We start from the raw sequence: 14,404 nt of genomic DNA on the forward strand, positions 1-14,404 counted from the left end.
ATCGGTCGGCGGATCAAAGCCCGAGCCTGCGCCCCAGCCATGAAATCTTCTGCCTCAGCTCCTGAACGAGCCTGTGCCTCCGGCTTGCCCGAAGATGCACCAGCCGTTCGGCCAGAAACTCGGGCGGACAAGGCAGCAGGGTCAGCGGGTCGACGCAGAACGGATAGGCGACATAGGCGGCGTGAACGAGCGCCTCGAGCTCTATGCCCTTTCTCCGCCTGGGGGCTTCTGTAAGATCCTGCGTCAACCCCCAGCCGGCATAGAAGGGCATCCCGTAAACGCTCACCGGCACGCCACGCAGCAACGCCTCGAACCCCGCAAGCGAGGAGAATGTTTCCACCCGGTCGACGGCGGGCAGAAGGGATGGCAGGGAAACGCCCGTCACCACAGCATCCGCCAGTCCGGCCAGAGCCTCCGGCGCGATCCGCCCCGCCCTCAATCCCGCCTCCACGTCCGGATGCGGCTTGTAGAGGATATGCGCGCGCGGATTGCGTGCCCGGACCTGGCGCAAGAGCTCCAGATTGATGTTGGCGCAGTTTGCGCAATCGATGACATCGGAGCGCGACAGGCGCACGCCGGCATCATCCGCCACCTGACCGGGCACCAGGAGGACCGGCCGGTCCGTCGGACGGACCGTTGTGTGGGTACGATCCACGGCGGTGTTGTATTTGGTCAGACCGGAGAGGCAGAGCATTTCGCGCAGCCGGCGCGCCCGGCATCTCTCCGCCTCCGTCAGCCGCGTTCCCGCGATCAGGCGTTCCAGCCGGCTTTCGCGCGTGGCATCGAAGTAGATCCCCTCCGGGTCGAACGCGTAGGACGCGCCGCGCGCAAGCCCCGCCCCGAGACCGACCGACCGCAGGAAACCGTCCTCTATCCGCCAGAGCGAAACGCCATCGGCATCCGCGAGGGCCTCATCTTGCAGCGCAACCCGCCCGGCCCAGCCAAGCACGCGGCCGTTCACGGCCCGCGCCTGTCCGATGGCGCTGCGCGCGTCCTGACAGAACGTGACTGCCCCACCGGACCGGCGGAAGGCGGCCGCAACCGCCTCCCTGTTCCAACGGCGCACGCCGAAGGCAAAGAAGGGGCCACCGTCCAGCGCCGCATCGCGCCTTGCAAGCGTATCGAGAAGAGCAGTTGCCATCGCTCCGGCAAGCCCCTCGCCCCGGCCATAGGGGCACGGCCAGAGAACCGCCCCGGCAACGGCCGCGGCCACATCCAGTTCGCCGGCAGGAACGCCAAGCGCGGAGAGCCGTTCCGCCACCGCTTGCCCAAGCGGGCACTCGGGCGGAACCGCGCAGGCCTCGCGCTCCTGCCGGTCATCGCCACGATCGCCAGCAGCAAACAGGCTGGCGACATCGCCGGATGGCGTCTGTTCCAGAACGTCCGGCAAGACGGGCTGCAGAAGCAACAGGACCGTTTGCGGGTCGAACGGCGCGGGAAGGGCTGGAACCGGCACCACATCGGCGAGAAACAAACCGTAGCCGGTCGCACGCGCGACCCCGACGGCCCGGGCATGTGTCGCGCTGTCGATCCCCACGACAATCGACGCAGCGGTGTTTTCCCCGAGACCTGACAGGGCGGCCGCGATCAGCCCGCGTTGGGGGTGAAGCTTCGGCTCGAGGATCCTTGTCCCGCTCTTTTGGAAGAAGGCGCCCCGGCTCACAGCGGCACACCGAGTATGCGCGCGACGGCAAGCCGTGGCGGCGGCGCCTCGCTCATCCAGACAGGTTCTGGAAACGCAGGCTCGAGAAGCCGTGACGTGATTTCGCGAACCGCGACGCCAAGGCCCTCCCGGTTGTGAATGGACCCGCGCACCTGCGTGGTTGCTGCGAGGGCTGTCACGAAGGCGACGACCAGTTCCGGCTCCGCCGGCTTCGGTGCCTGCCAGAAGCCGTCGAGCCCACCCTGATGGGTCAGGCCGGGCATGTCGTAGAGCGCCGGTGCCAATGCCTTGACCGGCACACCGGCGCGCAGCGCCTCGAGGCCCGCCGTCGAATTGACGGTTACAACGCCCTGTGCCCTTGCAAGCAGCGTATCGAGCCTTCCGCCATCCAACAGGACGACCCGTTCGCCGAGCGCGCGCCCCGCACTGGAACTGGCGATCACGGCTCGCCAGTCGCTTGCACCATTGTCGAGCGGGTGAGTCTTCACGAGAAGGTCGACATGAGCAGGCGCATGCGTGGCGAAGGATGCGAGGATGTGCTCCAGCGCCTGCCGCATGGTCCCGAATGGCGAATGGACGCGGACCTGATAGTCGCCCTCGACCTGAAGCGGCAGCAGGAAAAACGGCCGCGCCCTGCGGAGATGCGCCCGCTCCGCCTTTTCGGCTGCCGCCTTGCGCGCGGAAGACCCTAGCAACCGTCGAGCCCAGCAGGCGTAGTCGGCAAGCGGGGCCTGCGGCGTGTGGCGGCGGTGGTGGGGATAGCGAAAGGACAGCAGGACATTGGCGAGGTGGTAGGTGACGTCCTGCCAGGCTTCCAGAGTGAAGGACCCGGGAAAGCGTGGCGACAGATCAACCGGTTCAGCCTGGTTCGCAATGGCCCGCACGCTCTGCGGATCGACGGGAAAGCGGCTCAGCGTCACAAGCCCGCCGCGCTCCAGCGTCATGAAGCCCGGGCGCAACAGGCCAAGTTCGCTGACATGCACGGCAAGGCCACGCGCCTGTGCCGCCAGCACCGCCTCGCGATGGTAGGGGCGCGTATCGCCGTGCAGCACGAGGTCGGTCACCCCCTCGCGGTCGAGAAGATCGGCGATGTGATCCGGCCAGGCGGAATAGGGGCCGCGATAGGAGCGCGCCGTGGCACCGGGCCAGTCGAGCCAGTCACCCGCGCAGAAGTTGATCCGCGAGACGCGGTGTCCGGCTCGGGCAAGCTCGGCGCCGATGCGCCGGTAAAGCGCGGACAAAGGCCCCTGAAGGAAGAGGTAGTGCCTTTGCCGGTCGCCGCTGCGCAAGGCGCTGCTTCGCATATCGCTGCCGTCGACCAGGCCGGCGGGTTCGGGCGCCCTGCTCATCCGCGCCACGCCCGGCGCCACAGGCCGGTGCGACCACGCGCCGCCATCTCGCCCTCGAAATCGACGGGAATGCCCAGGCTTCGCGCCCGCTCAATACGGGGTGCGGGCACTTCGTTGGCGCCGGGAAGATTGATGGTCCCTTCCTCGATCCGGCGTGCAAGTTCCGCAGCGGCGGCGGTCTTGCCCTCGCGCGTATAAAAGTTGCCCTGCACCTGGATGGAATGCGCCATCAGCCGCTGAACCGCGTCGCAGGTCTCGACCTCAGGGACCTGAGGGGTTCGCCAGAACCGGTCCAGCGACAGTTGGCAGGTCAGCCCGGGCATATCGTAGACGGCAATGCCGAGCACCTTGACCGGGCATCTCAGGCGGACTGCGTGCAGACCGGTGGTGCTGTTGACCATCAGCGCGCCGGCGGTGTGCTGGAGCAGCGTTACAAGGTGGCCGCCGTCGACCACATGCACCCGCCGCTTCACCCCGTGCCGGCGGGCGAGATTGCGCACGATCCGACGCCATGGCTCGATGCCCTGATCCATCGGATGGATCTTGACGACAAGCCGCGCGGCCTCATGCGCATGCGCGGCAAAGGAGGAGATCACCTTGTCCAGCGCTTCAGAGAGATGCCCGAACGGCGCATTGTAGCGCAACTGGTAATCGCTCTGGAGTTGCAACGGAAAGACGAAATAGGGAGCACCCGATTCGATCAGGTCCTCGATCAGGACGTTGGCGAGCCGGTCGCGCCTCTTGCCCAGCACCAGACGGGGGATCATCGAGAGGTACTCGAAGATCGGGTGATAGAACTTGTCCTGGTCGAAGTTCCGGAAGACAAGGAAATCCAAGGCGTTCACGACGTGAAACACCACTTCGTGGACAGCTTCCAGCCAGAACGGATGCGGATAGCGCAGCTTTATGTCGACCGGAGCAAGCGAGGCCGCCGCCGCGTGTATCTGGGCGGGATCGGACGGAAAGCGCGAACGCACCGACATTCCGTCGAGCTCGGCGGTGATCCAGTCCGGGCGCAGATAGCCATTCTCATAGGCTATCACCGCCACCCCCAGCCGGCGCGCCACCTCCAGCGCCGCCGAATGATAGGGGAACCGGTCCTGATAGCAGACGATGTGGGTGACGCCGTGCTCCCTCAGGAACGTCTCCAGGAACTCCGGCCAATCGGCCAGACGCCCGCGAAAGCTGCTGCAGCGCGTGTCGTGCCAGAGAACCCAGTCGGAGAGGCTGAAGTTGATCCGCAGCGTCCGGTGACCGCGCGCGGCGAGCGCGTCGGCGACGACGCGCGGAAAGTCCGACGGAGGCCCTTGCAGGAACAGGACAGTGCGAACTTCGATCTGGGGTTGCATGTGTCGTCAGGATCCCTTCCCGCTCGCCCTTGAATCCGGGCCGAGGCCGGCCCGGACGGTCAGTCGGCGGTGGTCAGGGCATTCACGGTGGACACATTCGACAGGAGCGGCCCGATGATCTGCAGGAACTTGCCGAACTCTGCCGTCGGATGGTTCGCAACGTAGATGATATCCTTGTCGCGCATCTCGAACGAGCGGGCAAGGAAGAACGCGCCCGCCTCACGCAAGTTCAACTTGTAGACAACCGGGATGCGCGCCTGCGGCAACTTGTTGACGACATCGCCCCTGAGCTTGCGAACGAGGTTACGATCCTCGAAGCGGAACAGGAAAATACCGCTCGCGTCGGCGAAGAAGTCCTTGAGGCCACCGACTTGGGCAAGCCCTTCGGCCAGGGTCACCGACTCCGTCTTGAACGGAACCAGCTGCGTCGTCTGCACCGCACCGAAGGCGGAGAATGTACGCGGCTTGTGGGTGACCAGGATGTTGTCGCCGGGCGACAGCCAGATGTTGTTTTCCGGATATTCGATAAGGTCGACCATCCGCGCCTCGCCCGAGGCACGGCCGCGCTTGACGGTTACCACCGTCTCATAAGTCGCCTCGCGTGAACCGCCTGCCTTGGCGACCGCCTCGAGCAGGCGCATGCCACGCACCGACATGGTGTACTGACCCGGCTTCATGACGTCGCCGACCACGACCACGCCACTGCTCTCATTGCCTTCGACGGAGACAAGAACCTGCGGCTCGATCGCCTTGCCCTTGAGACGCTCCTGGATGGCAACGCGCAAACCCTCGACGCTCTGGTCGGCGGCATGAATGCGCCCAGCGTAGGGCATGAAGATATAGCCGCTCTCGTCGACGACGGCGGGCACGGAAACCTGCTTGCCTTCGGATGTCGAGAACAGCCCGTCCGCGGCTGCTTCCCAGATGGAGACGACCAATCGGTCGCCGATGCCGATGCGGGTCGAATGCCCACGGCCCGGAACCTTGGAGAACTGCTTGGAGAAAAGAGCCGGACGGTGGTTCGAAACGGTTTCGACGGCCTGGCGATCAAGAGACAGCAGGACGTAATCCGAACGGACCGCGTCGCCCTCGATGTCTTCCGACGAAATGGTGATCGCCGAAGGCCCCTGACCCGGAAGACCGCCGCAGGCAGCAAGAACTGAGGACAGGAGAACTGGAATCAAAAAGCGCATTCAAGTTCCTACCAAGCAGATCAGCGTGCCGACCCCATGCCATCCACCCAAACCGCCATGTCCTGTTAGCACTTGCAGAATGGCCTGTCCAAGCACGAAGCGACACGGCGAGAGCGACTCAAACGCATGTTGTCTTTCGGCAACATCCTTGGACAGAAGGGTAAATCAAATAGAAAGGTTTTGAGAAAAATCGGTCAGGCTTCCCCGGCAACTCCCGATTACGCCGATGCTGTGGCGCAGGCGTCACGCAAATGCACAGAGAAACTGGATATCCATCGATTGCACCCAGCCAGAATGCGCAATCTCAACCGGATATCTTCGCCGGACAACTGCGGCGAGGACACCGGGATTCGTCATTCTCCGCGTTTCGTGGCATACCGCTTCAGGTGATTGCGTGCAGGTTCACAACCGGTCAACCAATCGCGGCTAACATGATGACGGGGCCTCCTTTTTTCTGAGAGGCCGGCGTAGAGGACATTCGGCAGATCTCGTGCGTATTTGCGAGGACATCGGGCCGACCGGCTTGAACGGTCGTGCAGGCAGGACCGCCGGCAGCAGGGGCGACACGCGTCTCGTGCTGGCGGGTGCGGCGGCGGTGATGCTGTGCCTTGCGCCGCTTCCGGCAAATGCGCTCGACCTGTTCGGCTGGCTTCCTTTCGGCAAGTCCGACGAGCAGCAGGGCCTCGCGGTCTCCGATCCCTTTCCTTATACGGTCACCCTCGACGTCAAGGGCGACGACGATCTCAACACCGCGCTGGCCGAAGCATCCGAGCTGGTCTCCAAGGCCGAGGAACCGCCCTCGGGCGAGGCAGGGCTGATCGCACGCGCGAACTCGGATCTGGAGCGCCTGGTCGGCCGGCTCTACATGGCCGGCTACTACGGCGGCACCGTCGACATCAGACTTGCCGGACTGACGCTCGAGGCGGCCCTTAGAATGCCCTCCCTGCCCGGGCCCCGGCCGGTGCCGGTTCACATCACCGTCGATCCGGGACCGCTCTTCACGTTCGGCGACGTTTCGGTGGACGCGCTCGGCAACCAGGCCCCGGCTCTCGACGCCCCGTCCTCTTACGATCTCGTCCAGGGAGAGACGGCGAGATCCGAGCGGGTGTTGCGCGCCGAAGCGCGGATCCTGCGCGACCTCCAGAATTCGGGCTATGCCTTTGCCCGCATCGAGCGCCGCAAGATCGTCGCCGATCACAAGACCAGTCGTCTCGACGTGGAGCTGACCGCAAGCCCCGGACCGAAGGCGCGATTCGGCACGGTCACGGTCACCGGTGCGCGGGTTACGGATCCGGACTTCATCATCTCCCAGGCGATGCTGCCTGAGGGCGCGCAATACGATCCGGCCGAGATAGAGCGCGCGCGCAAGCGGCTCACCGAACTCGGCATCTTCTCGTCGGTGCTTATCGTCGCCGGCGACGAAGTCGGCCCCGATGGATCGCTGCCGATGACCATCGAGGTCTCAGAGCGCAAGCGCAACGTCATCGGCGCCGGTGCCAACTGGTCGAGTTCTGAGGGCTTCGGTGTCGAATCCTACTGGCGCCGACGGAACCTCTTTGGCCGCGGAGAGCTGCTTTCGATCGAGGGGGCGGTCGGGCGGCTTGGCGACAACGCCCTCGACGATCTCGAGTATTCAGCGCGCATCGCCTTCGAGAAGCCAGGGGCCTTCGGCCCGTTGACGACCTTCACGACAAGCCTCGGCGCGCGCCAGGAAATTCCCGACGCCTATCGCAGCCGCAACATCACCGCGGATGCCTTCGTGACGCGCGAACTCAGCGATGCCCTTTCGGTGCGCATCGGCGGAGAGATCCAGTATGCCAACGAGCAGGACGTCTTCGGCGACAACGAATATCTGCTGGGCGGCGTTATCGGGCAGATCACCTATGACACCCGCGACGACCTGCTCAATCCGACGAAGGGCATCAACGCCCTGATCTTCGCCGAGCCTGCCTATGATGCGCTGAACAAGCACTTCATGCTGTTCACCAAGGCGCAGGTCTCGACCTATCAGGCCATCGACGACGCCGGTCGGTTCGTGCTCGCCGGGCGGCTTGGCGTGGGCAGCATCATCGCCCCCTCGGTCCGGGACGTGCCGGCGGCAAGACGCTACTTCTCCGGTGGCGGCGGCTCGATCCGAGGCTACGCCTACCGGAACGTCGGCCCGCGCCTCAACGGCGAGGTCACGGGCGGACGCAGCTTCGTCGAGGCCTCGGCGGAACTGCGCACCAAGATCACCGAAACCATCGGCCTCGTCGGCTTCGTGGACGCGGGCAACAGCTACGACGCCATGTACCCCGATTTCACCGACGGCCTGAAGGTCGGCGTCGGCGCGGGCATCCGCTACTTCACACCCGTCGGTCCGCTCCGCTTCGATGTTGCCGTGCCGCTCCAGCCGGAAAAGGACGACCCGAAGTTCGCGATCTACGTCGGCCTGAGCCAGGCTTTCTGAGGGCCGGCAACCCGGCCATTTCCCTCCGTCGAGCAGCAGGCAAGGATCCGATTCCGAACCTTTTCTCAAACACCTGATGCAAAACGCCTTTTCCGCCAACCTAGGGCAAAGGTGGAACGCAGGCGACAACATGCCCTCCCAGACCCTCGACCACCGCATGCGCCCTGGTCGGCGACAGCGAAAGTTCGAGTCCGGTCAGGGGTTTCACTGGAGTTCTTGAAATTCCGATTCAGAATCAAGAACTTCACACATCGATTCAGTCCGGCGGCGGCGCATGCCATGATTTGGCTTCAACGATCGCCGACAAGTGACTGAAACAGGATTCAATTCGCTGCATCGGGCAGCGACCAGAGGACGACCGTGACGGTGAACCGCCCCTTCCGCCTCCTGCTAGCCACGACGGGCGTGCTGCTGCGTGTCGCCGTCGGCGTCATACTCGTCGTTGCGCTGGTGGCGCTCGGAGCGCTCGCCGCGCTCCAGACATCGGTGGGTCGGGTTGGAGCCGAGCGCCTCATCACCTATTTCGCTTCCGGCCCGGACCTGCAGTTGAAGGTCTCCGGCCTGGCCGTCAGCTGGGGCCTTGATACGCGCATCGCGCATGTGGAGGTCGGCGATGCAGCCGGCGTCTATCTGACGCTCGACGGCCTCGCTCTCGACTGGCAACCCTCGGCACTGCTCAGCCGACGGATCGTCGTCGACCGTGCCCGCATCGAGAGACTCTATCTCGCCCGACTGCCGGAAGCATCGACAGAGCCCGCCGACGCCTCGGCCAAAAGTGGCGGAGGCGGATTGCCTGGCTTGCCAGCGATGAGGCTCGCCCAGGCCGAGATCCCGGAGATCATCCTCGGCGAGGCCGTCGCCGGACTGGCCGTCAAGCTCGCCGCCCAGGCAAACGCACGCATCACCGCCGATCCGCAGTCTGCTGAACTCAACGCGATGATCGCCCGCCGCGATGGCACCGAAGGCGAGATCAACGCGCGGCTGCGCTTCGCTCCGCAGGCCGACACGCTCACCTTCGAGATCACCGCCAGGGAGCCGCGCGGCGGACTGACTGCACGGCTGCTCGACATCGAAGGCCTGCCGGCGGTCGACTTCACCCTCAAGGGCGACGGACCGCTCGACGACTGGAAGTCCGAGCTTGCGCTGGCTCTGGATGGCAAGACGGAGATCGCCGGCACCGCCGCGATGGCGGCGACGTCGACAGGGCGCCGGCTCGTCGCGCAGCTTTCCGGTGAGGTGGCACCGCTCGCTCCGCCCATCGCCGAAGCGTTGCTGATGGGCAGGACGCAGCTCGACGTTACCGCGGAGATCGCGGACGACTTCACCCCGCGCTCGGTGAACGGAGAGATCACGACCGACACGCTCTCCGCCCACTTTGGAGGCACGCTCACCGGCAGTGGCGAGGACACCGTCGCCGACCTGACCGCCGACGCCACCGTCTCCGCCGGCGAGGGCGCGATGATTGCGCTGGAACTGCCGGAGCGGCGCGTCACGCTCGGCAAGACCCGCTTGGACCTCGCCGCGAAGGGACCGCTCGCAGCGCTCGACTGGTCCGTGAAACTTGATGCCATCTCTCTCGAAACCACCGAGGCGCGCATCTCGGATCTGACGACCACCGTTTCGGGCCAGGCACTCGACACAACCGACCTGGCCGAGCCGCTGCCACTGGCTCTCGAAGCCCGGATCGGCCGGTTGGATCCCCGTATGGAGGGCGCGGATCCCTTCGCCGGCCCCGTGACGGTCTCAGCCCGGGCGTCTGTGGATCTTGCCGCAAGCAGCGCCGAGATCGAGAACTTCAAGGTGACGACACGCCCGGTCACCGTCGAGGCCAGGGGCACCGTGTCGCCGGACGATCTCGACACGTCCTTCACCCTGTCCGCCAGCGACCTCGCCATGCTTGATCCGCGTGTCGGCGGAGGTCTCGTCATCTCCGGAACCGCAAAGGGCGCGACCGCCGGACCCGACGTTTCCGCCACCGCGAAGGCCGACGCGCTGACCCTGAGCGGCAAGCCGGTGCAGAACCTCACGCTCGCCGCGGACGTCTCGACCAGCCCCGGCGCTCTGTCCGCCGACCTCGACCTGTCGGCGACCGTCGACGGCTACCCGGTCGAGGGCACGGTCTCAATCGTTCCAGATGGCGACGGCATCGCTGCCCGCACTCTCCGGCTCGCGTCGGGCGACAGTAACGTCACGGGCAACTTCAAGCTTGCCGACCTTTCCGATCCGACCGGCACCCTGTCCGGCGAGATCGACATCGACGCCCCGGACCTTTCAGCCTTTTCCGCCCTGGCTCTGACGGAACTAGCCGGCGCGCTCGAAGGCAAGGCCACGCTCTCGCTGGACGATGGCTCCCCCGTTGCGCGGCTGACCCTGTCGGGACACGACATCGCAGCGGCCGGCGCGACGATCGGAACGCTCTCGGCCGAGGCCACCGCCACAACACCCTTCACCACGCCCACCCTGCGCGGCAAGGCCCGCGCCGGAAAGATAACGGCCGGCGGGCAGGACATCGCGACACTTGACCTGACTGCGAGCACGCAAGGTGCAACGACCGACGTTACGCTGGACGCCCGCCTCGCCAGCGGCGAGAGGGCCGACGGCGTCGCCCTGACTGCCCACATCACTCCCACCGACGATGGTTTCACCGTCGCGCTCGACAGTCTCGACGGACGTTACCTCGGCCTGGCGACCCGCCTTGCTGAGCCTGCCCGCATCGTGTCGGCGGGCAAGGAAACCCGCATCGAAACACTTGGCCTGCGCCTTGGCGATGGCCGGCTGACAATTTCCGGCACCGCCGCCGACCGACTGGACATCAAGGCTGATATCGCCTCGGTACCGCTCGCGCTGGCCAATGCCTTCGCCCCCGGCTTCGGCATCGCGGGCACGGCCTCCGGCGTCGTCACCGTCGGCGGGGCCGCCTCGGACCCGGCCGTTGACTGGCGGATTGCCCTTTCCGGGCTTTCGGCCGCACAGCTTCGCGCCAACGGCATTGATCCGCTCGCCGTTTCCTCGACCGGCCAGATGCGCGGCAACCGCATCACCCAGACAACGCAGGTTTCAGGCTCGGAAGGGCTCAGCCTCGTCGCCACCGGCCCCGTCACACTTGGAACGCCCGGCAGCCTGTCGATCAACCTCTCGGGAACAGTCCCGCTTGCGACCGCACGCCAGAAACTCATCCTTTCCGGCTTTTCCGGAGAAGGCGCGCTCGCCTTGTCCGGCACGGTTTCAGGCGCACTGACCGCACCGCGCTACGCCATATCGCTGACACCACGCGACGTGCGGCTGACCCAGCTTTCGTCCGGGCTGACGCTGCAGAACTTCTCCGGCAACGTGGCCATCGACAATGCAGGCGTGGCGATCAACGCCCTGAAGGCCGGGGTTGCGGCCGGAGGGTCCCTTTCGGTCAACGGCCGGATCGGGCTGGATGGTGCCATGCCAGCAGACCTGTCGGTGACGCTCGCCAGCGCCTCCTACACCGACGGGCGGATCGTACAGGCCACGGTCGACGCGGATCTGAAACTCTCCGGCCCGCTGGCTGATGTCGGACGCTCCGCGCTGCTTTCGGGAACCGTCAAACTGGCGCGAGCGGATATCTCGATCCCCAGCAGCCTACCGGGCGCCATCGACCCGCTCACCGTGACGCACATCAACGCACCGGCATCGGTGCGCGCTCAGGACCTCGCCCTTCAGGGAGAAGGCGGGGGCGATTCCGGCGGAGGCGGCAAGCCGATCTCACTCGACGTCACCGTCACGGCCCCAGGCCGGATCTTCGTGCGCGGACGCGGCCTCGATGCGGAAATGGGTGGAACCCTGCGCATCGTCGGCACCACCGCGAACCCCCAGGCGGTCGGCTCCTTCGACATGCGGCGTGGTATCCTCAACGTCCTGACGCGCCGGGTGGTATTCGACCGCGGCATCGTGACCTTCTCGGGCTCGCTGGATCCGCGCCTCGATTTCCTCGCCACCTCGCAGACTTCAGCCGGAACCGTGACGATCACCGTCAGTGGTCCCGCGCAGAGGCCGAATGTCGCCTTCACCTCGTCACCGCAACTGCCGCAGGACGAAGTGCTTGCCCAGTTCCTTTTCGGCCGCTCCATGAGCCAGCTCTCGCCGGTGCAGATCGCCCAGCTCGGCGCGTCGGTTCTGGCGCTGACCGGCGGAAGCTCCGACGGGCCTCTCGGCTCGCTGCGCAAGTCCCTCGGCGTCGACATGATCGACATCGACACCAGCGGCGACGGCTCGCCCTCGCTCGCGGTCGGCAAATACCTCAGCGACAACATCTACCTTGGCGTAAAGCAGGGCACATCCGGTGAATCGAGCCGTGTCACCGTCGACATCGACGTGACCAAGTCGCTCAAGCTGCGCGGAGAGGTCGGCGCCGATGGGGAATCGAAGGCCGGCATCTTCTTCGAGCGTGAATTCGGCAAGTAGACGACGGGCGCCTCAGACGCGCCCGGCTACGATGTCCATGATTTCGGTATGAACCGAGACAGGGATGGAGAGCCCCACCCTCTTCGCCTGCTCGCGGGCGGCAAGGCGACGCGCGCCGGGGATACGAGCCCCCTCCTCCGCCTCGACAGCGTCCAGAAGCGTCGTCATACGCTCGGCGAACGCGCCGCTCGAGACGGGATCCGGATCGATGGCCAGCACCGTCTGCCCCAGGTCGGGCGCGGGCCCCTCGCCCGAAAACAGGCTCGACGCCTCAAAGGCGAGACTTGCGCCGACGAGTGCCGCCGACATGACCTCAACCATCATCGCCAGCGCCGCTCCCTTCGCCTCACCGATGGGAATCATCGTTCCGACCATTCCCTCGTTGGCGTCGGTCGTCGGCTGGCCGTTGCGGTCGAGCACCCAGCCTTCAGGGATCGGCTGCCCCCGCTTCTGCGCGGTCATGATCTTGCCGCGCGACACCCGCGACACGGCAAGATCGATGACGAGAGCCGGTCGGCCGTGCCCGCCCGGAGCGGCAAAGGCAATCGGATTGGTACCAAACAGCGGCCGCTTGCCACCCCAGGGGGCGATGGCCTTGGGGGCGTTGCCGAAGACGAAGGCGACCAGCCCTTTTTCAGCCAGCCGCTCGCAATGGGCCCCCGCCTGGCCGAAATGATGCGAACGGGCGATGGCGGCAATGCCAAGCCCGGTCTGCGCGACAATCTCCGGCAGCCGGTTGCAAACGAGCTCGAACGAGGGGTAGGCAAAGCCGAAACCGGCATCGACACGCAAGACGCCCGGCGCCACCCGCTCGGCGACCGGCAGGGCAAAGCCGTCGACCTTCCCCGAGCGCGACTGCACCGCATAAGAGGGAATGCGCGACAGGCCATGACCGGTCTGGCCATCGGCCTCCGAGGCAACGAGTGCGCGCGCGACGCACGCCGCGACCTCCGGTGAGGTCCTGCTCGCCACAAGCGCCTCGACGGCAAGCGTATGGGCTTCGTCGAGAGACAGCGAAACGGATTGCGACATGAGAAGATCCATTCAAGATGGCGGGAGGGCATCGCGGCAAGAAAGCCGTCTTGCCGCGATATCCGCGCCGCCGGGTCGGATCAAGCCCAATTGCGAGGCAACACGCCTCATAGCAAGGCGCGGCCGGACAGCGGCTGGCCTTTTGCCCCCAGGTCGCCATTGCTGTCGCGTCGATCAGGCCGTGCGCCTGGAGCAGACTATTGTCCGGGGGCGCGCGACTGCTCTGCCTCCTCCAACCGCAGAAGGTCAAGGGCTGCGCGGATGCGCGGACGGATGTCCCAGTTCGGTTGAGGCGGAGCGATGCCGATGGCGATACGACGCAGAGGCTCGGCAACGACCATCGAAAGGATGAGGTCCGCTGCCATTGCAGGATCGGCAATATCGATGACGCCGCCCGTCCTCTGGCGCGACAGCCAGTCGGCCAACAGGTTGCGAGATCGCTCTATGCCGTTGCGATCATAAATCGCGAGAAATTCCTCACGCGCCGGCACATCCTCGACAAGAAGACGGAACAGGCCAACGGCTTCCGCCGTCAGCACGCGTTCGCCGATGGTCACGAGGATGTCTTCGAGGATCCGCCTTGCACCTTCGAGATCCGTGGCATCGACACGAAATGCCGGAACGACGGTGTCAGTCCAGTTAGAGACAATAAGGCCCATCAACTGCTGTCGGTTGGCGGCAACGCGATAGACCGTCTTCTTGGCGACGCCAGCGTGCTGAGCCACCGCCTCCATCGTCATCGACGAATAGCCGTTGGCCAGCGCCAGCTGCGAGGCCGCTTCGAGAACCTTCTCGCGCAAGACCTCTTCCGGCACCCGGGGGCGACCCCGTGCTCTTGGCTGCTTGGATGCGGACGTCGGCAAGGAAAGCTCCGTTTGACAAACCCTGATGCCGGGCATAAGCCCTAATAAGGAAACGTTCAACGTTTCCTTATTAGG

8 protein-coding genes are annotated in these 14,404 nt (G+C 65.7%); 2 read left to right on the top strand and 6 right to left on the bottom strand.

The window, feature by feature from the left end; translation table 11 throughout:
• Positions 1-13: 13 nt before the first annotated feature.
• The 4 genes from ACSLUQ_RS09115 to ACSLUQ_RS09130 are packed head-to-tail and all read right to left on the bottom strand — an operon-like array spanning position 14 to position 5,554.
• A complete protein-coding gene (locus ACSLUQ_RS09115) occupies positions 14-1,663 on the bottom strand; it encodes a capsular polysaccharide export protein, LipB/KpsS family (protein WP_461808315.1) in 1,650 nt (549 codons plus the stop codon).
• Positions 1,660-3,012, bottom strand: coding sequence for a capsule biosynthesis protein (locus ACSLUQ_RS09120; protein ID WP_461808316.1), 1,353 nt, complete (start codon positions 3,010-3,012; stop codon positions 1,660-1,662). The genes ACSLUQ_RS09115 and ACSLUQ_RS09120 overlap by 4 nt, the downstream gene beginning before the upstream one ends.
• A complete protein-coding gene (locus tag ACSLUQ_RS09125; protein WP_461808317.1) occupies positions 3,009-4,361 on the bottom strand; it encodes a capsule biosynthesis protein in 1,353 nt (450 codons plus the stop codon). Before ACSLUQ_RS09125 ends, ACSLUQ_RS09120 begins: the two co-directional genes overlap by 4 nt.
• A gap of 59 nt (positions 4,362-4,420) precedes the next feature.
• Positions 4,421-5,554: a polysaccharide biosynthesis/export family protein gene (locus ACSLUQ_RS09130; RefSeq protein WP_417772575.1), complete on the bottom strand. Its 1,134-nt coding sequence runs from the start codon at positions 5,552-5,554 to the stop codon at positions 4,421-4,423.
• A 490-nt stretch (positions 5,555-6,044) separates the two neighbouring features.
• Between ACSLUQ_RS09130 and ACSLUQ_RS09135 the strand changes: the two genes are divergently transcribed.
• Complete coding sequence (locus ACSLUQ_RS09135) at positions 6,045-8,003, top strand: autotransporter assembly complex protein TamA (protein ID WP_461808318.1); 1,959 nt, start codon at positions 6,045-6,047, stop codon at positions 8,001-8,003.
• A gap of 360 nt (positions 8,004-8,363) precedes the next feature.
• Positions 8,364-12,434 (top strand): translocation/assembly module TamB domain-containing protein, encoded by a 4,071-nt coding sequence (locus ACSLUQ_RS09140; protein WP_461808319.1) that lies wholly within the window; start codon positions 8,364-8,366, stop codon positions 12,432-12,434.
• A gap of 12 nt (positions 12,435-12,446) precedes the next feature.
• Here the strand turns inward: ACSLUQ_RS09140 and ACSLUQ_RS09145 are convergent, their stop codons facing one another.
• Both ACSLUQ_RS09145 and ACSLUQ_RS09150 read right to left on the bottom strand, forming a co-directional pair.
• Positions 12,447-13,466 (bottom strand): Ldh family oxidoreductase, encoded by a 1,020-nt coding sequence (locus ACSLUQ_RS09145; protein ID WP_461808320.1) that lies wholly within the window; start codon positions 13,464-13,466, stop codon positions 12,447-12,449.
• Positions 13,467-13,663: 197 nt separating this feature from the next.
• Positions 13,664-14,389 (bottom strand): TetR/AcrR family transcriptional regulator, encoded by a 726-nt coding sequence (locus ACSLUQ_RS09150; protein WP_461808321.1) that lies wholly within the window; start codon positions 14,387-14,389, stop codon positions 13,664-13,666.
• Between the last annotated feature and the right edge of the window lie 15 nt (positions 14,390-14,404).

This window comes from Stappia sp. ICDLI1TA098 (assembly GCF_054880955.1).